Below are 24514 nucleotides of genomic sequence, written 5' to 3'. Positions count from 1 at the left end.
AATACGAGTACGTAATATATAAAGAAAGTCACTTCTTTCGCAGCTAAATCACTCTTCACGGGTAATGAAGATCAACCTACACTATCAGGAACGTTTCGAAGACCGTCACAACGGTTCGGATGTTTCTCAAACCAATGCCATTCTGAAAACCATCGGCGTTGCTTCGGTGGACGAACTCATCGACCAGACCGTTCCGGCGCTCATTCGGCTTGAAAAACCACTCGATTTGCCGCAGGCCAAATCCGAGCACCAGTTTCTGGCCGACTTTAAAAAGCTCGCTCAACAGAACAAGATTTATAAATCGTTCATCGGCGCGGGATACTACGATACCATCACGCCGAATGTGATTCTGCGCAATATACTGGAAAATCCGGCCTGGTACACCGCTTATACGCCCTATCAGGCGGAAATTGCTCAGGGACGGCTGGAAGCTCTGCTTAATTTCCAAACCGTGGTCATTGACCTGACCGGCATGGAAATCGCCAATGCCTCGCTGCTGGATGAAGCAACGGCGGCTGCCGAAGCCATGCACGTGCTGTACGCCCAGCGCCCGGCGGCCAAGAAATCGGCCGCGACGTTTTTTGTGTCCGAACGTTGCCACCCGCAGACCATCGACGTGGTCAAAACACGGGCTACGCCCCTGGGCATCCAAGTTCTGGTGGGCGATCACCAGCAGGTAAACGTCACGCAGGATGATCTGTTCGGGATGCTGCTGCAATACCCGGCTTCCGACGGCGAGGTGTTTGATTACACCGATCTGATCGCGGCTGCTCATGAACACAACGTTTTCGTGGCCGTGGCTGCCGATCTGCTGAGCCTGACGTTGCTGACCCCTCCGGGTGAAATGGGAGCCGATATTGTGGTGGGTTCGTCGCAACGGTTTGGCGTGCCGATGGGCTACGGCGGTCCGCACGCAGCTTATTTCGCTACCCGTGAAGCGTTCAAGCGGCAGATTCCGGGCCGGATCATCGGGGTTTCGGTCGACGCCCAGGGCAATCCAGCTCTGCGGATGGCCCTGCAAACTCGCGAACAGCACATTCGCCGGGAAAAAGCCACTTCCAACATTTGTACGGCGCAGGTACTGCTGGCCGTCATGGCGGGTAGCTACGCCGTTTATCACGGTCCGCAGCGGCTCAAAGCCATTGCCGAACGAGTGCACGGCCTGACCAGGCTTTTCGCAACGGTTTTGCGCTGGAACGATTATAAAATTCTGACGCAGAATTACTTCGATACCGTCACGGTGGTGGTTGACGATGTGGAATCGCTGCGGAAATCGGCGCGGACGGCGGGCGTGAATCTGCGGTACCTGGACGATGAGCGGGTGAGCGTTTCTTTCGACGAAGCCAAAACGGTGGATGACGTGATTCAGTTGCTGGACGTTTTCGGGGTTTCCGGCGATCTGGATGCCGCTACCGCAACGCTGTCGTTTAACTGGCCCGACCGGCTGGTTCGCCAGTCGGACTACCTGACCCACCCGGTTTTCAATACGCATCATACCGAGCACCAGATGCTACGGTATCTAAAGTCGCTGGAAGAGAAAGACCTCTCGCTGGTGCACTCGATGATTTCGCTCGGTAGCTGCACCATGAAGCTGAACGCAACCGCCGAGATGATCCCGGTGACCTGGCCGGAGTTCGGTAACATTCACCCGTTTGCGCCGAAAGACCAGGCTGCGGGCTACCAGAAGCTTGTAGACGACCTGAGCCGCTGGCTTTGTGAAATCACCGGTTTTGCGGCTATGTCGCTGCAACCCAACTCCGGTGCGCAGGGCGAATACGCCGGTCTGATGGTGATCCGGGCGTACCACGAAAGCCGGAACGAAGGACACCGCAACGTGTCGCTGATTCCGTCGTCGGCGCACGGAACCAACCCCGCCAGCGCCGTTATGGCCGGAATGAAAGTCGTGATCGTGAAGTGCGACGAACGCGGTAATATTGACGTGGCTGACCTGCGGGCGAAAGCCGAACAATACAGCAACGATCTGTCGTGTCTGATGGTAACGTACCCCTCAACGCACGGGGTGTTTGAAGAAACCATCAAGGAAATCTGCGAGATTATCCACGAACACGGCGGACAGGTGTACATGGACGGGGCCAACATGAATGCTCAGGTTGGGCTGACGAGTCCGGCCACCATTGGGGCTGACGTCTGCCACCTGAACCTGCACAAAACCTTCTGCATTCCGCACGGTGGCGGTGGGCCGGGTATGGGGCCGATCGGTGTGGTCGAGCATCTGGCGCCGTTCCTGCCGGGTAACCCGATGGTCGAAACGGGCGGTAAACAGGCCATTCACGCCATCTCGGCGGCCCCTTACGGATCGGCCAGCATCCTGACGATTTCATACGCTTACATTGCGATGATGGGCGGGGAAGGCTTGACGAATGCGACCAAAACGGCCATTCTAAACGCCAACTACCTGAAAGCGCGTCTGGAAGAGCATTATCCGATTTTGTATACGGGCAAAAACGGTCGTTGTGCCCACGAAATGATTGTCGATTGCCGGCCGTTCAAAGCCGCTGGTGTCGAAGTGGAAGATATTGCGAAGCGCCTGATGGACTACGGTTTCCATGCGCCGACGGTTTCGTTCCCGGTGCCGGGCACGATGATGATCGAGCCGACCGAATCCGAATCAAAAGACGAACTCGACCGGTTCTGCGACGCTCTGATCAGCATCCGGGCCGAAATCCGTGAGGTAGAAGAAGGCAAAGCCGACAAAGCCAGTAACGTGCTGAAACACGCGCCCCACACCGTTGGCGTGTTCATCGCCGACCAGTGGGATCGTCCGTACAGCCGTGAGAAAGCCGCTTTTCCGCTGCCGTATGTGAAAGCGCGGAAGTTCTGGCCGAGTGTCAGCCGGATCGACAACGCCTACGGGGACCGGAACCTGGTTTGCGCGTGTCTGCCGACGGAGGAATACGCTGGCGAAACTGCAGAGCCGGCAACGGCTGAACAGAATTTGTAAGTCAACTTCAATTATAAGTACACAAAAAAGCCGCTTCTGGTTATCAGAAGCGGCTTTTTTGTGTACTGAAAAAATCAGCGTAATGTCATTTTGCGCTTCCCGGACTGAATTAGTTCGAGGGCTTTCTCCAGATCCCGATCACGCTGCTTGATGCGGTCCCGGACGGTGTATTCAATCGAATAATCGGGCATCACGCCCCGGCCCTGATCCGGGTTCCGGCTGGCCGTGGCAATCCAGAAGACCGGAAACCGCACGCGGAGCCGCGTTTCAGGTAAGGTCAGCGTCTGGATGATGCCGCCGTTGCAGCCTGCTTCGCCCCCGCCGGTTTCCTGACCGATGATCGTCACCGTCCGCTGGGCTTTGAGGCTGGCCGTAAAAATGGATGCGGCCGAGAAGGTCCGGCCACTGGTCAAAATATAAACCCGGCCGGTAAAGCGGTGTTCGGATGCGGGTTTGTTCCAGCCAACGTTGGATTTGCCGAAGTGATAGCGGCCACCTTCGGCTCGCATAAATCGGAAGTTCTGGCGCAAAACCCGTTTTTCTTTCCGGTCGAAATACGAGCAGGCGTTGGGCCGACGCACGCGGCACTCCGCCCGGTCGACCTGCCGGAAATCGGATTTCATGAGGTACGACATCAGATCCGACCCGATTTCGGCGTTGCCCCCGGTATTCTGCCGCAGGTCGATCACCAGGTCCTGAACCTTCTGTTTTTCCAGCGTTTCAAAAACTTCCCGGTGAAATGACTGGTAACGCTCGTAGCCGAAGCTATTGATAATCAGCATGGCCGCCGTTGAGTCGCTGTTGATGAAATGCAGGGAGCGCATCAATTGCAGCTTGGCATCGTCTTCATCATACGACGCTTCCGTTCGGTGGCGGCTTTTTTTGCTGCGCTTGACCGTCGCGGGAGCCGGGCTGGTTTGCAGGTCACCCGAAGCAACCGGACGACGGCGAACGGTGGTCAGGCGCTCCGTGCCAGTGGTATCCCGAACGGTCAGTGTCCAGGGCGAGCGCCCGCTGAAATGCCGCCAGTAGGTGTCCTCCAAGTGATATAATTCGAGAAAATAGTTTTTGAAGGTCTGGTTGTAGCCGTCCGACGGCCAGCGGTCGCGGGCGGCCTGGATGATGTCCTTAACCGGATAGTTTCCTAATTTCAGCACTTCCGTACCGCAGATCAGCGAGGAATCCGTGCTGCGGTTGCGACCGATAAACAGCCGGTCGTTTTGCAGAATAATGTCAAACGGCAACCATTCCGGCTGCGGTTTTCGGGTTGAGCGGCTGGTGTAGAGGGATTCCTGCACATCGGTGTGCCCGCAGCGGATCTGCACGATCAGGGGGCGAAGCAAATCGCGGAATTCAACCTCCGTCATCGGGCGGTAAAGCTGCCGGAACACCGAATCAAATTGCTGATTCATTTTCTCGCGCGGGACATACCGGTACAGGCTCGGATGGCGCTCTTCCAGCGTCTTCCGAAGCACGGCAAAGTCGCTTCGAAGCTGTTCGACACTATACACCCGGGGGCGATAAGCCGTTTTTTTCGGGGGTGCCGGAAAACAATAAGCCGTGCCGAGGCTCAGCGCCATTAGCAACACGAGGAACCGCATACTGTTTTACTAAATGAATCGATCCGTTTCTGTTGCCGAATCTACCGTTTTTTTTACGGGAAACAAAATCAGTGAAAAGCATCCTCTAAATGCCTGATGGTCACTTCTTCCGGGAACACCGTTACCGCAACAACGTCAAAACGTACATCGTGTTGCCAGTCTTTCGTGAAGATGTAGTGTTCAGCGGCTTTCATAACCAGCCGGGCTTTGGTGTAGGTAACAAACTCTTCCGGGTGACCGAAGCGGGTGTTGCTGCGGGTTTTGACCTCAACAAAAATAAGTAGCCTGCCTTTGCGGGCCACTAAATCAATTTCCGCGTGCTGGTGGCGGTAGTTGCGTTCCAGAACGTGGTAACCTTTCTGTTCGAGGTAACGGACGGCCTCGTCTTCCCCCTGTTTGCCGGTGTCATTGTGCTGCGCCATAAAACGGTTTTCGGTTTAGACGTAAAACGATCGGAACGGATACGAACGAAAAGGCCCGGTTTTGGTGTTTTTTCTCTAAGGACAAGACTGTCATGAACACCATTTGTAACAAACGAGTCCAGGTTCAAGATCTGGGACTTATTGATTATCAGTCGGGTTGGGACTATCAGGAACGGTTGCTGGCGGACATCGTTGCGGCTAAAATCGATAATCGGAATCGGCCTGCCGACGGACATACGCTGACGCCCAATTACCTTTTATTCTGTCAGCACCCGCATGTTTACACGCTCGGGAAAAGCGGAAAGCAGGACCATTTGCTGGCGAACGATGCGTTTTTGCAGAAGATTGGGGCGACGTATTACAAAATCAACCGCGGTGGTGACATAACCTATCATGGTCCGGGGCAGTTGGTGGGGTACCCGATTCTGGATCTGGATAACTTTTTTACCGATATCCACCGGTACATGCGTTTACTGGAAGAAGCCATCATCCGGACGCTGGCGGATTACGGTCTGGATGCAGGGCGGATTGATGGGTTGACGGGCGTCTGGCTGGATTACGAAACGGAAGAAAAACAATCCAACGGTCCGCGAAAAATCTGCGCAATGGGCGTTAAAGCGAGCCGTTGGGTAACGATGCACGGCTTTGCGCTGAACGTGAACACGGATTTGGGGTACTTTAATCACATCGTGCCGTGCGGCATTTCCGACAAAGCCGTTACGTCGATGCAGGCCGAGTTGGGGCGGGAAGTTCCGGTTGCAGAAGTGGCCGAACGTGTGACGCACCACCTGGCCGATTTGTTCGGAATGGAGTTGATGCATGAACCGTCGGGCTTTCGCCCGTTGGAAGTATGATGAACCAATAAAAAAGAATGAAAGCACGGACGAAAGCCTGCGTGGCCAGGTCTGTGACGATAGATTAGATGAAGAGAGATATTTCGTTTTTGCCGGTAGAAGGAGTTCAGGTCGTGATTGCGCGAAAACTGACGGAGCTTAATGAGTATGATTGGCAGGTGTACTTAATCAATCAAAATGACGTTGCCATCCGAAACGTCTTTGTGACTTCGAAGGGCTACGGCTTTGCCGATGAGACGCAGCAGCAATCACAGACGACGTCCACGCTGCGGCATTATTTTGAGGGATTGCAACCCGGCGAACACGTTGTGGTAGAAACCATTATGCCCGATGTTTTTCATTTGAATAATCAATATTGGGTTAGCTATTACATCGGCGACCAGATTTTTGACAAAAAGTTTATCTTCGTGCCTGACAGCATTACCGAACAGAACCTGATTCCAATTCAGGAGTTGGGGCTGGAAGGAATCCTACACGCCTGATCTTTTTGTCACGCTTATGCCCGTATCTTGGAAAAAACGACTCAAAAACCTTTTATTCATTGATATTAAAACCGTTGCCGGAGCGCCATCGTACAACGACCTGGATGAGCGAATACAGCAGCAGTGGGGGCAGAAAACCAGTTACTTCCAAAACGACGAGAACTGGTCGGCGGCCAAATGGTACGATACCCGGGCTTCCTATTACGCCGAATACGGTAAAATTGTCTGTATCGGAATCGGTGGGTTGTACTGGGACGATGACAACAATGTGTTCCTGAAAGTGAAAACGCTCGCCAACGACGACGAAGAAGCGTTGCTGGGCGAATTTATTAACATCATTGAAAAATACCCCTCTAACGAACTGATCCTCTGCGCGCACAACGGGAAGGAATTTGACTACCCGTATTTGTGTCGCCGGATGCTGGTTCACGGCCACCAGCTGCCAGCGGCTCTGCGCCTGTCGGGTCGTAAGCCCTGGGATATTCCCCATCAGGATGTACTGGAAATGTGGCGTTTCGGAGACAGTCGCCACTTTGTGCCGCTCGACCTGCTGGCGGCCGTTCTGAACCTGCCCACCCAACCGCTCGAACTGACCGGCGACCAAACCAGTCTGGTGTATTATCAGAAAATGGGCCTGAGTAAAGTGCGGGAATACGCCCGGGCGTCCATCGTGACGCTGGTGCAGGTGTATCTCCGCTTGCTGGGAGCGCCACTGGTGGAAGAACAGCGCATTACGCGCCTGGAGTAATTTTTTGTTGTTACAATAAGCTAATCAGAGAAAATTAGAGTTAATCAGAGAATCACTCGAAAATCCTCTGATGAGCTTGGGTAACAGCCCTTTTCCAAAAACCATGAGAAATAATAGAAATAAACCAAGAGAAAACCGCCGAAGCGCGCAGAACCGACCGGTTCCGTCGGCTAATTCATTTCTTGATGAAATGAAAAACGACATTGCGGCTTTTTTTGAAATAAATAGTGGAGAATCGTTTTCGCAGGCCGCTGTGCTCGAAAACTTCGATGTCAACGAACGGAAAATGAAGCTCCTGACCAATGGTCTGATTGGCGAGTTGACCGACGAGGGGCTATTGACCCGCCACCCCGACGGAACCTACCAGTTCAACGAAAGCGACCAGACCGTTGAGGGCGTTGTCGATCACGTCAACCCCCGGTTTGCCTTCGTTGGTACCGGTTCGGGCGACCGCGACGACGACATTTACGTCAGTACCGAAGACCTGAACGGCGCCATTGACGGTGATACCGTAAAAGTGAAGCGATTGAGTGGTTCCTCGTACGGAAGCCGTTCGCAGGGCCGGAGCCGCCGGGTTGAAGGCCGGGTGACAGAGGTTGTAGAACGCGGACGCTCGGAGCTGGTCGGTCGGATTGAAACCTGGCCCAACTACGGGCAGGTGATCCCCGACAGCAAGAAGATTTACGAGGAAATCTACATTCCGAAAGACAAGCTGGGCGAAGCCAAAGACGGCGATAAGGTCATTATCCGGATGACGCGCTTTCCCGACGGTCGGCACCGGCCCGAGGGAGAGGTCATTTCTGTCCTGGGGCAAGCGGGTGAGCACAACACCGAAATGCACGCCATCCTGGCCGAATTCGGGTTGCCGGTTCATTTTCCGGATGCCGTCGAACAGGAATCGGAACGAATCTCGGAGCAAATTCCGGAAGAGGAAATTGCCAAACGGCGGGATATGCGCGGGGTAACCACGTTTACCATTGACCCCGAAGACGCCAAAGACTTTGACGATGCGCTGTCGGTTCTGATGCTGGAAAACGGTAACTACGAGATCGGCGTGCACATCGCCGATGTGACGCACTACATCCGGATGGGAACGGCGCTGGAAGATGAAGCCTTTAAACGCGGAACGTCCGTTTACCTGGTGGACCGTGTGGTGCCGATGCTGCCCGAAAAACTGTCGAACAACCTGTGTTCGCTGCGACCGAACGAGGATAAACTGACCTTCTCGGCGGTTTTTGAAATGACACCCGATGCCAAAGTCAAGAAAGAATGGTTTGGCCGCACGGTGATTCATTCCGACCGCCGGTTTGCCTACGAAGAAGCCCAGAACGTGGTGGACACGGGGCAGGGTGATTACCTGGAAGAGCTGCGGCTGCTGAATGAGATAGCGTTTAAACTACGTGACGAACGGTTTCGTCACGGTGCCATCAATTTTGAAACGGTTGAAGTTCGGTTCAAACTCGATGAGAACGGGGTGCCGCTGTCGGTCTACCCGAAAGTCCGGAAAGACGCGCACAAGCTGATCGAGGAATTTATGCTGCTCGCCAACAAGCGGGTGGCCGAGTTTGTGCACAACCTGTCGCGCGGAGAACACCCGAACGTGATGGTGTACCGGGTGCACGATTCGCCGGATTTCGAGAAACTGCGGACGTTTGCCACCTTCGCCGGACGGTTTGGCTACAAGCTTAAAGTTGATAACGAAAAAGAACTGTCCAAATCGTTCAACACGATGATGGATGATCTGGAAGGCCAGCCGGAGCAGAACGCACTGCAACAACTCGCCATCCGGACGATGGCCAAGGCTCGCTACAGCACCGAGGACATCGGGCACTTCGGGCTGGCTTTCCGGCGGTATTCGCACTTCACCTCGCCCATTCGTCGCTACCCGGATATGATGGCGCACCGGCTGTTGCAGCATTACCTGGACGGCGGCAAATCGGTGGATCGGGAAGAGTACGAAGCCCGTTGTAAACAATCGTCCGACCGTGAGCGCGTGGCCGTCGATGCCGAACGAGCATCCATCAAGTACAAGCAGGTGGAATTTATGAGCCGGATGGACCGCGACCAGGAGTTTGCGGGCGTGATTACGGGCGTAACGGATTTCGGGATGTTTGTCGAAATTACCGAAACCAGCGCCGAAGGACTGGTCCGGATGACGGATCTGGAAGATGATTTCTACGAATTTGACAAGGATAATTACCGGCTGATCGGCAAGCGGACCAAGCGGATTTTTGCGTTTGGCGATACGGTGAAGGTACGCGTAAAAGAAGCCAACCTGGCCCGTCGAAGCCTGGATTTGTGGCTGGTGGATGGCAAAAGCACCCCCAGCGGTTCGCTCAAAAGCCGTCTGACCCGCCGGGAGAGCAAAGCCGGTGAAGGCCGCTCGAAAAGCCGTTCCGGTGGAACAGGAGGCAGTAAACGGGAAAAACCCGTAAAAGCCAAGAGTGATCGGAAACGGCGTTGATGTAACTTACTGGCCCGCGGTTACCGCCGTGGGCCACCCAATCTAAGATTCAGTTTCTTCTATGAACGATGAATTCATGCAGGAAGCCATTCGGCAAGCTCGCAAGAGCTTATCGGAAGGCGGCATTCCCATTGGCTCGGCGCTGGTAAAAGACGGCCAGCTGGTGGCGTCGGGGCATAACAAGCGGGTGCAGGAAGACAACCCGATTCTGCACGGCGAAATGGATTGCCTCAACAACGCCGGCCGGGTGGGTTCTTTCCGCAATACCGTCATTTACTCCACGCTCATGCCGTGTTACATGTGCGCCGGAACTATCGTGCAGTTCAAAATTCCGAAAGTGATCGTCGGTGAGTCGCGAACGTTTGCCGGGGCACGGGAGTTCATGGAACAACACGGGGTGGAAGTGATCGATCTGGACCTGCCCGAATGCGTTGATATGATGAACCAGTTTATCGCGCAGAAACCAGAGGTCTGGAATGAAGATATTGGAGAGCTGTAGTCCTCCAGCGAGTTAATCAATTGAACGAATAATGTACAACCTGAAAATTATCAATTCGACAGTACGGCCCAGCCGGAAAGGACCAATCATTACCGAGTGGATTGCAGAAGTGGCCCACCAGCACGGTGAATTCAACGTAGAAGTGCTGGATTTGGCGGAAATCAACCTGCCGCTGATGAACGAACCCGCCCACCCGCGCCTGAAGCAGTACGAACACGAGCACACCAAACAGTGGAGCGCCAAAATTGACGAAGCCGATGCGTTTATTTTTGTTACGGCTGAATACGACCATAGTTACCCGGCCCCGCTGAAGAACGCGCTGGAATACCTGGTGCAGGAGTGGGGCTACAAAGCCGCCGGTATTGTCAGTTACGGCGGTATTTCGGCCGGAACCCGGGCCACCAGCAGCCTGAAAGCCGACCTGATTGCCCTGAAAATCGTCCCATTATTCGAAGCCGTCAATATTCCGTTCTTCGATCAGTTTATCAACGAGGAAGCTGAGTTTGTGCCCAACGAATCGAGCCAGCGGGCCGCCCAGCTCATGCTGAACGAACTGGTGCGCTGGACCAGGGGAATGGTGGTAATTCGGGAAAATAAATAAGGAAGAAACAAGAGGTTAGGCAGGAGGACAAAGGGTTGACCACCACCTAGTTGATCTTTATTCTTCTGTGTATCACCTCTTGGCTATCTTCCACTTTTGCCGTAATCCTGCTATCACCTCCCGCGTTTCGGCGATGCGGGTTTTCAAGCCTTTTTTGTAATGCCACAGCCGCAATTCGGGGTTGTGTCTTTCTTTTTCCAGTTCCTGCTCAATTTCCCGCAGGTAACTTTCGCTCCGTTGCAGGTATTGTTCGGCAGTTTCGGGGTTGTGAAAACCGCCCCCATCGACGGTCACGTAAATGGGCGTGGTATGAGCCACTTGTTTAGGACCGGCGAAACACCGGGCCGCCAGCCAGATACCCCGCGTCAGCGTATCCAGCTCCAGCTTCAGGGTCAGTTGGCGGGCCGATTGCCCCGCATCGGTTTTCGAAACACTGGCGAGCACTTTCCCGTGGCCGATGAGTTCAACCTTATCCAGCGGCACCTGACTGGCGTGGCCGAAAGCCTGAACGGAAACCGTTAGTTGGTCGCCTTTTTTCAGGTCTAGCCGATCACCGGGCCGGGCGTTGTTCACGCGAAAATCCAGCATGGGGCCGCTGGTGGCAACGGTATGCCCGGCTTTGAGTCCAGCTTTCCACGATTGATTGGTCAGCGGGCCATCGGTGTAAACGTAAAACCGGGCGTTGCCAATCCGGGCCGACCGTTCCGGCGGACCGTGGCCGTGATCCTGTCCGCACCACGGAAAATCGGACCCCGCCGTGGCCGTCACCGGAAAGCCCAGATCCAGCAGATGGTAATAATGGTCGGTGCGCAGGGGCGTCTCATCCACGCAATACTGCAAAATTTCCAATACGTCCACTTTCCCGCGTAACCCGTCGAGCGTCAGGCCCCGGTAGCCGTGGAACGTCTCGGCGTGGTGAGCGTACCCCGTCATACCGCCCAGTTCGTGGAGCTTGTCGAAAACTTTGTCGTAGTGGTAGTATTCGTTTGAATACCGCACCTTGTCGGCGGCTCCGTAGCCCAGGGCGTGGCCGAGTTCGGGCGTTCGGGGGTCTTCCTGGCCCGAAACGAGCAGGTAATTATCCCGGCGGTAAACGCCCTGTTCACCGAAAGCATATTGCTGATAATACGTTTCCCAGAAATCGCCCATACGCAGCAGCACGCCGACCCGAACGTCCTCGGCCTGCAACCAGCTCATCAACAGCGGGTCTTCGCGCGGGGAGCGCCGAATGTGAATATGGCCGTCGGTCGAGTACCAGCCCCGGGCCGCCATGTCGATCCAGCGCGTCAGGCGGTACGTTTTTTTCTGTGTTTTTCCGGCCTGCACCACGATTGCATGCTGCTGATCGAGAAATTCCGGGCCTTTGGAAAGGGAAAGCTGATAGGTACCGGGCGGTAGAGCGATCCGAAACCGACCGTTGATGTAAAAAGAACTGTCTGGCTGAAAGCCAAACCCGTCGGCATGGTCCCACAACCCGTACATGACGCCGATGGCCTGTTGCGGCAGTTGCTTCACCGTCTGGCCCGCCCGCGTCAGCCGCACCCGCACGGGCGTCGGCCGGGAGGAACCCGCGGTTGTTACTTCCACCTCCAGGTGGCCGTTCAAACGGCTCTGGGCCAGCGTCAGCCCGTAGCCGGACAAAACGGCCCAAACCGTCAGGAAAAGTCGCCAGCGCCCACGGTTTCGGTTCAGTACCGGTAAGATGCCCATTTTGTAACTGCGGTGATCTGAAAATTCTTTAGGACTTAAAGCTCATTAATTTTTTGATAATACGCTTCATTCCCGATTTCTTTTGCGCAAGTACCTGATCAAGTGCATCACCGGCAACAACCGTATTTCTTCAACAACAGCATCACCAAAACCAACTTCCTGTTTAAACGGGCTGGAAAATCCCCCGTTGGACGGTTTGGAAGCGAAAAAGTTCGCTCATCGCCAACACGGCGACTGGTTAGGCTCCCAACCGGATTACCACTTTCATCAACCACCTGCTGGAAAATACCGGTTCCGAAAAAATCGACTGGTCGGAGCGGAAGAACATCAGCGAATTCGCCTGACTTCTTCAGATAATTGTGGACTACGGTGTATACTGAATATTTCCCCAGCTCTTAAAAAAATGCGGGCTTGACTGAGCGCTCAAGGTGTAATACAGCCGGTAGTTCCCGGGCGCAAGGTCAGGCCGTAAAGCAATCGCTGCGTAACCGGAGTCGACGGACAAGCGGACTGCATTTTTGAGAACAGGCTTTAATGATTGATCGACGATAACCAGCCTGAGGATAACATTACCCGAAAAATCCTTATTGAAGGAAAACGGAAAAGAAAAGGTGTTGCTAAACGGATTTGGGTAAACAACACGGGGCTTTGTCACCTCGGTAGGTTTGATTGTACCAGAAAGATTGGTCGTATCCAAACTGGCAAATAGCTGCATTTCTTCAATAGAAAATGGTTTGCTTTCCCACTGCTTGCCGACATAATCGTTCATAGGAACTCCAAATGGACTGGTTGCCCAAATTGTGGTAACATCGATGATTGGTTTCAAATCGTCATCGCCTGGCGCTCCATTGTCCTTCGAACAGGAAATCAGAAAGAGAAGCAGGGGCAGACTGGTTAGAAGAGATTTGAAAAAGCGGAGCGTGAAACAATCCGGTAAAGTAAAAAGCTTCATGAATTTTCGGCAGGTACTTTTTAAGACTCCACAATGTTACGAATTCCGTTGCATCTCTTTTCGTACGTAGAACCGGTGACATATGAAAAGTTAGTAGTTGGAGTTTGGGCGCGCCTAACCCGCCCGATGCGTTAAACACCCCCAGTTCTTTTTCAAACCTACTAGCGGGTTTGATCCGGTTAAAACGGTCCCGCCGATGCCGCTCTCCAGATCACTGGTGCAGACTGTTGTTGGCCGTAAAAATGAGTATTTTATTAAAATGGACTTCATATCAAAATTTCCTTATTTGTAATTGATCCAAATAAGGTTAGTTTTGCGGCAGAATACAATCTGTTGAGCATAAATGAAACTAACTTGTACGTTACTACTTGCCTTATTTAGTTACTCTGTATTTGCCCAGTCGGGTACCATCAAAGGCCGGATAACCACCGAGTCCGGCGCCCCTGCCGAATTGATGCACGTCATTCTGAAAGGCACCGGCAAGGGAACCACCACATCCGCGACGGGCGAGTTTGCACTACCGGGGCTGTCGGCCGGTAACTATCTACTGATCGCTACGGGCATTGGCTACAAAACCATTGAGCAGAAAGTAGCGCTGTCGGCTGATGAAACCGCAACCTTAAGTCTGGTTGCGCAGGAAAACGCCCAGGAGCTGCAAACGGTGGAAATTACCGGCCGCCGGGAAACGACCTACACCAACGACGTTTCGTTCATCGGCAGCAAAACCGCTACGGTATTGCGAGAGGTGCCGCAGGCCGTCAGCTACGTAACCAAGGAGGTTCTCCGCGATCAGGGAGCTTTTACGATGGGCGATGCCGTCAAGAACATGAGCGGGGTGAATCAGTTTACGTTTTACGACGACCTGACTATCCGGGGTTTTCGCATGAACGGCGGGAGCACTACGCAGTTGTTCAACGGCTTACGCACCTTCTCGGGTTTCTGGAAACAACCGCCGGTTAATTACCTGGAACGGGTAGAAGTGATCAAAGGTGCCGCGTCGGCGCTGTACGGCAATACGTCGCCGGGCGGAACCATCAACCGCGTCACGAAAAAACCGTTGACTACCCCGCAGAAATCGCTGCTGTTCACCACGGGAAGCTTCAACACCATGCGGGTGCTGGCCGATTTTACCGGACCCATGAACGAAAGCAAAACGCTGCTGTACCGGCTGAATCTGGGTTACGTCAACGCCCAATCGTTCCGGAACTTGCAGTTTGATAAAAACATCATCGTCGCGCCGTCGGTCTCGTTTTTACCCACCAGCAAAACGCGCATCAACTTTGACCTTGTTTATAACAACTCGAACAGCCGGCTCGACCGGGGGCAGTCGGTAAAAGGCAACGATCTGTACTCCAGCTCGACGGCTACGTCTCTGAACGCGGTAAACGACTACCTGAAGGAAGAAACCTACCTGATTACGACCTCGTTGAACCACCAGTTTACGCAAAACACGTCATTCAACCTGGCGTACCTGCGAACGGGCTACACGGAAGACCTGCTCGAACACCGGAGCAGTAACACCAATGCCGTCGACTCGCTGGGCAAGGCCATTGACAACCTGGTGGCCCGGCAGGTTTTTATCCGGAAAACCAAATCCTTCATGGACAATGTTTCCCTGTTCCTGAACAACAATTTCAGAACGGGCCGGGCGGAACATAAGCTGGTGGTGGGGTACGATTACATTCAGTCCACCACGCCCAAAGGTTCCGGCCAACAGACTGCCAATGGCTACCTGCTGAAGACGGGGGGAGTTACGACCAGTTACAACGCCAAACGCCCGGACTTATACCAGTTTTATGCGTACACCGAAAACGGGATTACCCGCAACATTCCCAGACCGAATGTTCCTTCTTACGACCTGACGCGCCAAAATAACCAGTTGGAAGACCCCTCCAAGTACGTCTACAACGTAACCACCAACGCATCAACAACGCCCATTTTTTACTCCCTGCACGGTATTTATGCGCAGGAGCAGATCAAACTCGACCGGCTCCAGATTCTGCTCGCGCTCCGTTACGACACGTACATCGATAAGAAAGGATACACAACCGCCACCGAAAGCAACGTGACACAGCACGCGTTGCTGCCCCGGATCGGTGCCGTGTACAGCCTGACGAAAAACGTTAACCTGTACGGTACGTATACCAAGGGTTATAACCCGCAGGATGCCACTGTACAGAGCGATCCTACGTCGGGCGGGCCGTTTGATCCCATCAAAAGTTCGTTGACCGAGTTTGGTCTGAAAACCGAGTGGCTCAATGGTCGTTTGACGGCCAACGCGTCGGTTTATGACATCACGCAGAGCAACACCCTGTACTCGGCCAACGCCCCCGACCAACCCAACCTGATGATGCAGATCGGCCAGGAGCGGGCCAAAGGAGTGGAGTTTGATGTCACGGGCAATATTCTTCCCCACTGGAACATGATTGTTACGTACAGCTACAACGACGCCAAAATTACCGACGCGGGTTCGCGGGCGGCCGATCAGGTGCTGGTCAACATGCAGAAGCCCAACGCACCCAAACACCAGGGCAGCCTCTGGACCAAATACACGTTTGTGACGCAGGCCCTCAACGGACTCGGGCTGGGCTTCGGTACCAACTTCGTCACAGAACGTAACCTGTCGCTCAATAATGTGCAGACCATTCCGGCGTATGCGCTGCTCAATGCCGCCCTGTATTACAAGATCGATAAGTTTCAGTTTCAGGTCAACCTCAACAACCTGGCCAACAAAACCTACTGGGTGGGCGGGTACGACTATTTACGGTTGTTCCCCGGTCCTCCCCGCAACTTTATGGCGACGGTTTCCTACACGTTCTAAAGCATACATATTCTCAGCGGCCGATGTCCGCAACGGCCGCTGAGACCCGTAGCAAAAAGGCAAGTAAACCCTTTAACTTACATCTGCATGGTGGCATCCATCGGAAAAAACATAGCTGCAAAAATTCACTTATGGCTGGGGCTTGGCTCCGGCCTTGTGGTTTTTATCGTCGCCCTGACGGGGTCTCTGCTCGTTTTTGAAGAAGAGCTGGAACCCATCCTTTACGCCCGTTTCCACGTTGTAACGCCACCCGCCCACGCCCGGCGGTTGCCCCTCGACCAGTTGGTAGCCGCGGCCCGGGCGCAGTTTCCGGGTAAAAAAGTAGGCCGGATTGAACTCGAGCCCCATCCCGACCGCACGGTCATCATCGGGTTGCAGCAAAGCAAAAAGGCCAAGGATCTGCTTTCGGTTGCCGTCAATCCGTACACGGGTCAGGTGGTGGATTCCCGTCAGGAGGAGGCCGCGTTCTTTGCGGTCGTGCTGCGGCTACACCGGTACCTGTGCATGGGCGACACCGGAAAGGTCATCACCGGGATTTCATGCAGTATGTTTCTGTTTATCATGGTTACGGGCCTGGTGTTGTGGTGGCCCAATCGAAAAAACCGCAAACAACGGTTCACGGTAAAATGGAATGCTTCCTTCAAACGGCTCAACTGGGACCTGCACGCCATTTTAGGCTTCTACGTGCTGCCGTTCGTGTTTCTGATTGCTTTAACGGGCCTGGTCTGGAGTTATAAGTGGGTAAACAACCTGCTTTTCTACGCGTTTGACGGCAAGCCGCAAACCAAGCGGGAAGCCCCGGCCAACCCTTCGGCCGGTACGCCGAAGAGTACGCAGCTGTACGAAAAAATATATGCCGAAACGAGCCGGCTCTTACCGTACACGGGCGTGGTTACGTTTACCTTCCCGGAAACGGATAGTCTGTCGATTACCGCATCAAAGAAGAACCACGAAGCCGCCATCAGCAACATCGTCGATTTTCTCTATTTTGACAACAAAACAGGTGATCTGGTCAAAAAGCGCCTGTACGACGACGAAACGATGGGCTTCAAAGCGCGTCGGGTGGTTTTTCCGATTCATACGGGCAGCATCCTGGGTTGGCCCACCAAACTTATCGCGCTGGTTGTTGCCCTCAGCGCGGCCAGTCTGCCCGTTACCGGCTTTTGCATCTGGTGGGGCCGTCGTCGAAAAGGGAAGAAAGCCTCTAGCGCTACCGCCAAAAAGCCTACGGCCCGGAAAATTCCCAATCCGCAGCTAGGAATCCAGAATCTCTAAAGTTGCATCCCAAAAAGCCTGGAACGGTCAGAGGCCGAATCATTTGATAACGCTCGATACGTCAAACGTGCCCTGCTGGCTTCCGGCCCGCCCATCGGCGGAGATACCGTTGATGACAAACCGGAATCTTCCGGCCTGGTCGGAGGTGTAAAAAGTCAGTTGCGCCTTGCCCTGGGCGTTGGTTTTCAGCGAGGGAGTCCAGTGCAGGAGCGTCCGCAAATCCGGCAAGCGGCTGGTCGACTGCTGGGGCGTGTCGTAGCGGGGCGCGTAAAAATCCCGCGGAATCTGCAAGCCTTCGTAATCGGCCAGCAGGGCTTTGGCATCGGGTCGGTAACCCGCCAGATCGCCTTTGTAGGTTGTAAAGCTGATAATACCGTCGAAAACCAGCGGCCCGACGATGTAATGCCGGGTCATGACATCCAGTTTCTGTACTTTCCGGGGATCGATGGCCATAACCTTATCCATGTCAAAAACCGGCACACCGTCCAGCAAAACCAGCGGTTCTCCGCTCATGAAATCTTTGTGGGGCACATCGAGCACGCTGATCGTGTAGCCGTTCCGGCGCTTGCGGGCCATGACACCCGGCACGTATTCGCGAAAAATCTCCTCCATTACCGGGAAGCGGGTATAGTCGTCGAGACGGTATTTTTCGTCGGCGTTTCCGTAGAAAGGAATGCTGTCCACCCGCGGGTAGTGGTAACGAACCAGGTTTTCGCGGTAATACGCGTTCTGAACCTGCATCGGAACGCTACGGGCCAGCAGCGGCTCTTTCAGCGTCGTTGGAAAATCGAAAACCGGCAATCGGGTGGCGGAATACCGTTCCAGAAACGGATTCTGCAACTCAAGCCGTAACAGGCTGTCGCGCGGATTCAGGTGCGCTACGAGGTCTTTCGGTCCGAAAAATTCCTTCATTTCAAACTGAATCCGTCCGTTGTCGTCCGAGCGGGAAGCGTACAGAAGAATGTGCTTGCCCGGCACCGAAAGATACGAGCTAATCCCCGGCACCGGCCGACCGGTTGTGCCGTTCGTTATTTTTCCGCGGATGAAATGACCGTTTGCTTCGGCCACGTATTCCTCCTGCTGGCGATCTGGTTGCAGCACGGTTTCCCACTGAAACCGGCGCCAGCCCTGCGTCAGCATCAGGTTATCGGCCGCTTCGGACACCTCGGGGCCGCTGGCCGTGAAATAATAATCCGGCGATTCGATGGCGCCCCGCAGGTCGGACGTTAGAAGCAGGTACGTCAGGATGTTGCCCGGTTCCGTAGAAGACAGGGAGTCGAGCTGATAAACCGCTACGGAAAGGTCGGTTGGGGCGGGTTTACCGGCTTCGTCCTGGGTGGTAATTTCAACAACGGCTTTTTCCCGGGTCGACAGGGTCCCGCTCATGATTTTGGCGTCAAGGGACAGCCGCTGCTCCGGGCGTTTGAAATACAACCGTTCGCAAACCGGCTTCCGGCTGGCGTCGAATACCGTCAGGTGCGAAATGCCCTCACCCAATGATTTTTTGCTGATTGTAAACGAGGCCACGTTGTCGCGCAGCGTCTGTTGGTCGGCCTGAATAGCCGCCAGCCGCGTATGAACCAGCAGAAGAACCGGCGAGGACGCCGACGCGGCTGAACGGACCGTTACGCGAAGCTGATCGGTGTCGATTTCTTCAACCTGCATGGTGTAGCCCTGCGCCCGAACGGCCGGCAACGGTCGTGTGAACGTGCGGCCCCGGCTGTCGGTCAAAACCGCCCGGTATTGTTTGCCCTCCGTTGGCGTAAAGGTAAAGCGGCCCATCCCAAACCGTAATGGCTTGAAGCGGGCGACGGTATCGTTGGCCTGATCGAGGAGGATGCCCTGCAAATTAACGCCTTTGCCAGCTCCGCCAACGGCTTTGAAGGCCACCGTACTGCTTAGGTTTTGCACCAGGTTGCCGCCTTCCGGAAAGAACTGAACGTCGTAGGCCAGTGTATCTTTCAGGATGGGCAACTCTAGCTTCCGGAAACTATTGACGATCGTAAGCGATTTTTCGAAGAAGTAGTCCGGGCTGGCGTTTTTCATCCAGTTGGTATAGCCGCGGAGCAGGTAATGGCCCGACGTCAGCGTAGTGGGCAGAAACAACGACCCGTTGCCCGCGCCTTCGGCCAGCGCCACTTTTGTTTGCAGCACCGGACGATTGTCTTTATCGAGCACTTCCAGATACGCCACTTTGCTCAGCGAAAGCGGTCGGTGAAAGGTGCCGTCCACGTAATTGATCTTGAACCAGATCAACTCCCCGGCGACGTAGAACGACCGGTCGGTGTGGATAAACAGCTTTTCCTGCAACATGCGGCTGCGGTAGGCTTCGAGTTGTTGCCGGGCGGGTTGCTGCGGATTGGTTTGGGCCAATACGGTTATCGTCAAACCCAGTGTCAGCAGCAGAAACGGGGCGATGGCCTGCAGCGGTCTTTTCATCAGATTCATAGCGGGTTGAATCGGCTAAGGGCTCTACTTACCAAAAACTCGGTTTAACGTTAGTTCCCACGGTGCGGCAGTCAACACAGTAGGCTGTACTCATTCGGTAACCGATTACTTGGCCCGACATGGATAAAACTTCATCAATCGGGACAAACCCGGCTTCGGCCATCTCAAAGGCCGATGACTTTTCGCGCGTTGGTTGGAGCGGCAAGGTATCTTCGACACAAGATTCATACATCGTAGGAACGCGCCAGCTGGGTAATTCGTAGGCCTGAACAAAAACTCGTTTTTCTTCTACGGAGTAGCCACTTACGTACCCGACTACCGTTTCGCCTGGATCGGTTACGCCGTGAATGTTGCCGAGGGGCTGAAACGGCTGTGGATCGAACAGGGAGCCCAGACTCTCCGTATTTTTCTTCAGGTTCTGCCAAAATTCGTAGGCTTCATCCGTCAGCGCGTACTGCTTAACCAGCAGACTATAGCGAACTTTCAGGCGGTTCGACGTTGAATTGGAGATGAAGACGAGCGGGAAATTACTGATGACATCCTGCGTTAACTGGGTGGATGAGCCTACAAAAATTCCGGTTGACTGATCCGACCGCCAGCAAGTATTTACGTTCTCGCTCCGGTAAACAAAGGTTTTATTTAGGTATTCTACGCGGGAGACAAAAGCGGAGTAGTACTCCCAGGTTTCTTCGTATTCCCACCGGTAATACTTGGTTTGGTTGTTGGGGTCGTGTGTGGTCACGTAAAACTGGAGACCCTCCGCCTGGGGTTGCCAGGTGACGCTGTCAATTTTGGGCGTCTGCTTGATGGTCACGTAATCCGATTCGTAATCGCGACCGGCGGCTGTTCGGATGCGCAGGCGGTATTTCTGTCCGAACTGCAGGCCGCCGTCAGTCAGGGTATACGTTCCGTTTCCCTGCTCGGTAAAAGGCTGGCTGCTGCCGTTTTCACCTTCGACCAGCACGGTTGCGTTGAGCTCCGCCGGTGGCTTGGCGCCTTCTTTTAAATTCTGCGTGCGCGACAACCGGATCGTGCTGGCACCGGCTCCGTTCAGAAAACCGTCGACCACCAGAAACGTGTTGGGGGCTGTAACCTCTGGAGGATTGTAGGGATCGACGCAGCTTCCGATCAGCAAAGAAACCAGGATGGATAAGTATTTCCTCATGCTCACTCAAAACTTAAAGTTGTACGTGATGGTCGGGATGGGTTGCCCGAAAATGGACAGTTTGTAACCCCGGACAAACCCGCCCGACGAGTTAAAATAAACCGAATAGGCGTTTCGGCGGCCCGTCAGGTTGTACACAGCGACGGTCCAGGAACTGTGGGCCAGCTTCTTGACCTTGTGGTTGCCTTCGATGTTGAGCGACAGATCGGCGCGGTAGTAGTCCGGAATCCGGTACTGGTTTCGTTCGGAATAGAAAACCCGCTGCGAACCGCCCAACTCGTACTTCGCCAGCGGCAGCGTGATGGGGCGGCCCGTGCTGTAGGTGAAGTTGAGCGAAACGCTGAACCGGCGGTTGATGCGGTAATTGCCCACCCAGGTTGCATCGTGCGGCTTATCGAAGTTGCTGGGGTAATACGCGCCTTTGTTGATGCGTTCCTGCGGAATGCTCTGATCGACGCGCAGGAACGTGCGGGAGTACGTATAACTCAGCCAGCCGTTAAACCGTCCGGTGAGCTTTTTTATCAGAAACTCAACCCCGTAGGCCATTCCTTCCGCCCGAACGACCTCCGTTTCCGGGTGGTGATTCATGAGCAGGGTGGCCCCGCTCCGGAAGTCCAGCACGTTCTGCATCGTTTTGTAGTAACCCTCGACCGAAGTTTCAATCGTATTGTTTTTCAGATTCTTATAAAGGCCCAGCGAAAACTGATCGCCCACCTGCGGCAGAATATTCGGGTCGCTCAGCTTCCAGATGTCGGTGGGTGATATGGCCGTGGTGTTCGACAGCATGTGCAGGTACTGCCGCATCCGGTTGAAGCTGACTTTGATCGATGCGTCGGGCGTGAAGGCATACCGTGCCGAAATCCGGTATTCGGGGCCGTGGTAGGTTTTGATGTTTGTTCCGGCACCGTACGAAAGCGTATCCTGGATGCTGCTGGCGGTTTTGGGCGAACCGTTGGGGTAAACGTAAACGTCTTTGGGGCCGAGGTAATTGAACAGCGAATACCGTAACCCGAAGTGAATCGACAGGCGGGGCGATAGATCAAACCGGTCGCCGACGTAAACCGCACTTTCCAGCGCCTGCTCCGTGGGTACTACATCCGGCCGTACCAGCGACTCCCCGCCCAGCGGCTGGAAACTGCCCGGACGAAGTTTGTAATAGTTCGTACTGATGCCGAAATCCATCGTGTGCTTGGTCGTCGGGTAGTAATTGAAATCGGTTTTAAACGTCGATTGGTCAACCTGAAAGCCCAGTTGGTAAGCGTTGGTCGGGTTCTGCTCGCTGGCAACGGAATACTTGTAGCGGCTCGTGGTGGCCGTAAAAACGCTGTAGAGTTTTGTGTTGAAAATGTGTTTCCACTTCACCGACGCATTCTGGTTTCTGTAGCGGTACAGGGTGTCGCTGTTGAGCCGGAACTCATCCTGGCTGTAGTAGCCGGTCAGGTAAAGCGTGTTCTTTTCGTTGAATTCGTGGGTAATGTGGGCGTTGAGGTCGTGGAAGGCCGCGCGGCTATTGCGGAAAGACTGGTTTTTCAGGCTGTTGAGCAGCCAATCGGAGTACGTCGAGCGGGCTCCGATCAGAAACGACGATTTTTCCTTGATAATCGGTCCCTCCAGCGTCAGACGCCCGGTCAGCACGCCGATGCCGCCGGACCCCGACAGCTTTTTCTTGTTGCCATCGCGCGTGGTGACCTCCAGGACCGACGACAGCCGCCCTCCGTACCGCGACGGAATGCCGCTTTTGTACAGCTCCACGCTTTTAATCATGTCGGGGTTGAACGCCGAGAAAAAGCCGAACAGGTGTGAGGGGTTGTAAATGGTGGCGTCGTTGTACAGAATCAGGTTCTGATCGGTGGAACCGCCCCGTACGTTCAGGCCGACGTTGCTTTCGCCCACGGACTTGACACCGGGCAGGGTCAGCACCACTTTCAGCAAATCGGCCTCGCCGAACGCCGTTGGTACCTGCCGGAGCGTCCGGATGTCCAGTCGTTCGAGACCCATTTGCAAACCCGACACGTTCACGTCTTTTTCGGCTTCAATCACCACTTCTTTCAGCGCGATCACGTCGTCCTCCATTTCGATCTCCAGCTTTCCGTCGGAATACAGCATGATCTGCCGCTTCGTGTCTTTCATGCCAATGCTACGCAGCAGCAGTTGGTGCCGGCCGCGCGGCAGCGTAATCGAATAATAGCCAAACTGGTCGGTGACGACGCCAATGCGGGGTTTGTCGATGTAAACGGCTGCGCCAATCACGGGTTCGCCGGAAGCGGCATTTCGGATGTGGCCCGCCAGGTTGGCGTTGCCGGGCCGGAGGGGGCGCCGGCCAATGTTGAACAAACTGGTTTCGAGTGTCAGCCGCCGTTTTTCTTTTTCTGCCAGGTAATCTACCACGCCGGTATCGCCCTCGGCAGACGTTCCCCGTTCGAAAAAGCCAATGGGCAGCTCCGTTCGGATGGCGCGTTCGGGGGTAATGAAAACTCGTTTCTGGGCGTCGATGGCGTAAAACAGGCTGGTTCCTTCGAGTACCTGTTTCAGGACCGTCTCCAGGGGTTTGGCGCTGTTGTCCGGGTAATCAACCCGTACGCTGTCAACATTTTTCAGGTCATAAAAAAACTGGTAATCACTCTGACTTTCAACTCCCTGAACAAACTGGACGAACGAACCCGAAAACGGCCCGCGAACGGGTTTGTCGCCGGGTTGCTGCCCCGAGGCCGCCGTCAACGAAAGAAAAAAACAGGTTAGCAGAAAAATGGTGCGGTAGAGTTTCGTCATAACTAGCGGGAGAATGCGTCGTACTGTTGCGTTAGTTTTACGATGGCGATTTCGCGGTTTTCCGAAAATTTGATGCGGTTTTCGCGGAGGTATCTTCGGAGTGCTTTCTTCTGATCGGCCATTAGGTTGAGAACTGAGCGCTTGCTTTTGACCGAATAATAAACGCCGTTTTTACCGATGTAATAGCTATTGTGGATCAGGTATTCTTCTTTCGCCGTGTTCTGAACGAATTCGGTCTGGATGGTTTTATTCCGTTTGGCCAGCACTTTCAGTCGTCCGTCGTAAAGTTGATCATAGAAACCCGTTCGGAGTCCGTTCTTCGCGGCTGTATCGCTTACCATCCGAACGACCGTATGGTTGGGAATGGAGAAGCGGCTGACTTTAATGCTTTGCAACCGAACGCGGTAGACGCTGTCGAGGTGCGGCACCACCACCACATCATCCACCAGATCGTAGAGAAGGCGAATGTTGTCGTAAACGATTCCGTCGTAGGTAATTGATCCGACTTGCCAGAGCGAATCAAGGTAAGGATGGCCTTTAATGCGCGGTGAATGACCCACATATTCGGCACCATTGTAGATCCGGGCCTGATCCAGCGTTGAACCGACGTACCGGTTGTGGGCGTAGCGAACGGCCTGGTCCCGGAACGAACTATCCGGTAAAGCACTTTGTCCGAAAACGGCGCAGACCGGCAACAGGACTAACAGAATAACCCGTAGAACAGCATACTTCATCGGCAAG

General features: G+C 54.3%; 17 protein-coding genes. 9 read left to right on the top strand and 8 right to left on the bottom strand.

Annotated features, from left to right (window positions below):
* Window positions 1-64 precede the first annotated feature (64 nt).
* Window positions 65-2962 (top strand): aminomethyl-transferring glycine dehydrogenase, encoded by a 2898-nt coding sequence (gene gcvP / locus OQ371_RS07835; RefSeq protein ID WP_265993234.1) that lies wholly within the window; start codon window positions 65-67, stop codon window positions 2960-2962.
* Between the two features lie 74 nt (window positions 2963-3036).
* On the opposite strand, the gene OQ371_RS07830 is transcribed toward gcvP, so the two are convergent.
* Both OQ371_RS07830 and OQ371_RS07825 read right to left on the bottom strand, forming a co-directional pair.
* Window positions 3037-4563 carry a S41 family peptidase gene (locus OQ371_RS07830; RefSeq protein ID WP_265993233.1) on the bottom strand — a complete coding sequence of 509 codons (1527 nt, stop codon included), beginning with the start codon at window positions 4561-4563 and terminating at the stop codon, window positions 3037-3039.
* Window positions 4564-4631: 68 nt separating this feature from the next.
* Window positions 4632-4985 (bottom strand): YraN family protein, encoded by a 354-nt coding sequence (locus OQ371_RS07825; RefSeq protein ID WP_265993232.1) that lies wholly within the window; start codon window positions 4983-4985, stop codon window positions 4632-4634.
* Window positions 4986-5077: 92 nt separating this feature from the next.
* Here OQ371_RS07825 and lipB point away from each other — a divergent pair, with 92 nt between their 5' ends.
* The 6 genes from lipB (at window position 5078) to OQ371_RS07795 (ending at window position 10633) form a co-directional block, all read left to right on the top strand.
* Entirely contained in the window at window positions 5078-5839 is a 762-nt protein-coding gene (gene lipB / locus OQ371_RS07820) for a lipoyl(octanoyl) transferase LipB (RefSeq protein ID WP_265993231.1), read from the top strand.
* 68 nt (window positions 5840-5907) lie between these two features.
* The gene (locus OQ371_RS07815) at window positions 5908-6321 is read left to right on the top strand and encodes a hypothetical protein (RefSeq protein ID WP_265993230.1); all 414 of its coding nucleotides are present in this window, start codon (window positions 5908-5910) and stop codon (window positions 6319-6321) included.
* Window positions 6322-6337: 16 nt separating this feature from the next.
* Window positions 6338-7069, top strand: a complete 732-nt coding sequence (locus OQ371_RS07810; protein ID WP_265993229.1) for a ribonuclease H-like domain-containing protein — start codon at window positions 6338-6340, stop codon at window positions 7067-7069.
* 103 nt (window positions 7070-7172) lie between these two features.
* Window positions 7173-9533, top strand: coding sequence for a ribonuclease R (gene rnr, locus OQ371_RS07805; RefSeq protein ID WP_265993228.1), 2361 nt, complete (start codon window positions 7173-7175; stop codon window positions 9531-9533).
* Between the two features lie 61 nt (window positions 9534-9594).
* Window positions 9595-10032 (top strand): nucleoside deaminase, encoded by a 438-nt coding sequence (locus tag OQ371_RS07800; RefSeq protein WP_265993227.1) that lies wholly within the window; start codon window positions 9595-9597, stop codon window positions 10030-10032.
* A 31-nt stretch (window positions 10033-10063) separates the two neighbouring features.
* The gene (locus tag OQ371_RS07795) at window positions 10064-10633 is read left to right on the top strand and encodes an NADPH-dependent FMN reductase (protein ID WP_265993226.1); all 570 of its coding nucleotides are present in this window, start codon (window positions 10064-10066) and stop codon (window positions 10631-10633) included.
* Window positions 10634-10705: 72 nt separating this feature from the next.
* Here OQ371_RS07795 and OQ371_RS07790 read toward each other — a convergent pair whose 3' ends face one another.
* Complete coding sequence (locus tag OQ371_RS07790) at window positions 10706-12343, bottom strand: CehA/McbA family metallohydrolase (RefSeq protein WP_265993225.1); 1638 nt, start codon at window positions 12341-12343, stop codon at window positions 10706-10708.
* Between the two features lie 364 nt (window positions 12344-12707).
* Window positions 12708-13295 (bottom strand): hypothetical protein, encoded by a 588-nt coding sequence (locus OQ371_RS07785; RefSeq protein ID WP_265993224.1) that lies wholly within the window; start codon window positions 13293-13295, stop codon window positions 12708-12710.
* Between the two features lie 343 nt (window positions 13296-13638).
* Between OQ371_RS07785 and OQ371_RS07780 the strand changes: the two genes are divergently transcribed.
* Both OQ371_RS07780 and OQ371_RS07775 read left to right on the top strand, forming a co-directional pair.
* Window positions 13639-16116 (top strand): TonB-dependent receptor, encoded by a 2478-nt coding sequence (locus tag OQ371_RS07780; protein WP_265993223.1) that lies wholly within the window; start codon window positions 13639-13641, stop codon window positions 16114-16116.
* 87 nt (window positions 16117-16203) lie between these two features.
* A complete protein-coding gene (locus OQ371_RS07775) occupies window positions 16204-17391 on the top strand; it encodes a PepSY-associated TM helix domain-containing protein (protein ID WP_265993222.1) in 1188 nt (395 codons plus the stop codon).
* A 39-nt stretch (window positions 17392-17430) separates the two neighbouring features.
* On the opposite strand, the gene OQ371_RS07770 is transcribed toward OQ371_RS07775, so the two are convergent.
* Genes OQ371_RS07770 through OQ371_RS07755 form a run of 4 tightly spaced genes read right to left on the bottom strand, consistent with a single transcriptional unit; the run spans window position 17431 to window position 24507 of the window.
* The gene (locus OQ371_RS07770) at window positions 17431-19830 is read right to left on the bottom strand and encodes a hypothetical protein (protein WP_265993221.1); all 2400 of its coding nucleotides are present in this window, start codon (window positions 19828-19830) and stop codon (window positions 17431-17433) included.
* Between the two features lie 37 nt (window positions 19831-19867).
* The gene (locus OQ371_RS07765; RefSeq protein ID WP_265993220.1) at window positions 19868-21004 is read right to left on the bottom strand and encodes a DUF4249 domain-containing protein; all 1137 of its coding nucleotides are present in this window, start codon (window positions 21002-21004) and stop codon (window positions 19868-19870) included.
* A gap of 6 nt (window positions 21005-21010) precedes the next feature.
* Window positions 21011-23773 carry a TonB-dependent receptor gene (locus tag OQ371_RS07760; RefSeq protein WP_265993219.1) on the bottom strand — a complete coding sequence of 921 codons (2763 nt, stop codon included), beginning with the start codon at window positions 23771-23773 and terminating at the stop codon, window positions 21011-21013.
* A gap of 2 nt (window positions 23774-23775) precedes the next feature.
* The gene (locus tag OQ371_RS07755) at window positions 23776-24507 is read right to left on the bottom strand and encodes a hypothetical protein (protein WP_265993218.1); all 732 of its coding nucleotides are present in this window, start codon (window positions 24505-24507) and stop codon (window positions 23776-23778) included.
* Window positions 24508-24514 lie beyond the last annotated feature (7 nt).

The organism is Larkinella insperata, from assembly GCF_026248825.1.
Classification (GTDB): Bacteria; Bacteroidota; Bacteroidia; order Cytophagales; family Spirosomataceae; genus Larkinella; species Larkinella insperata.
The sequence above is the reverse complement of the archived record's forward strand: the minus strand, read 5'-3'. Positions and strand labels throughout refer to the sequence as shown.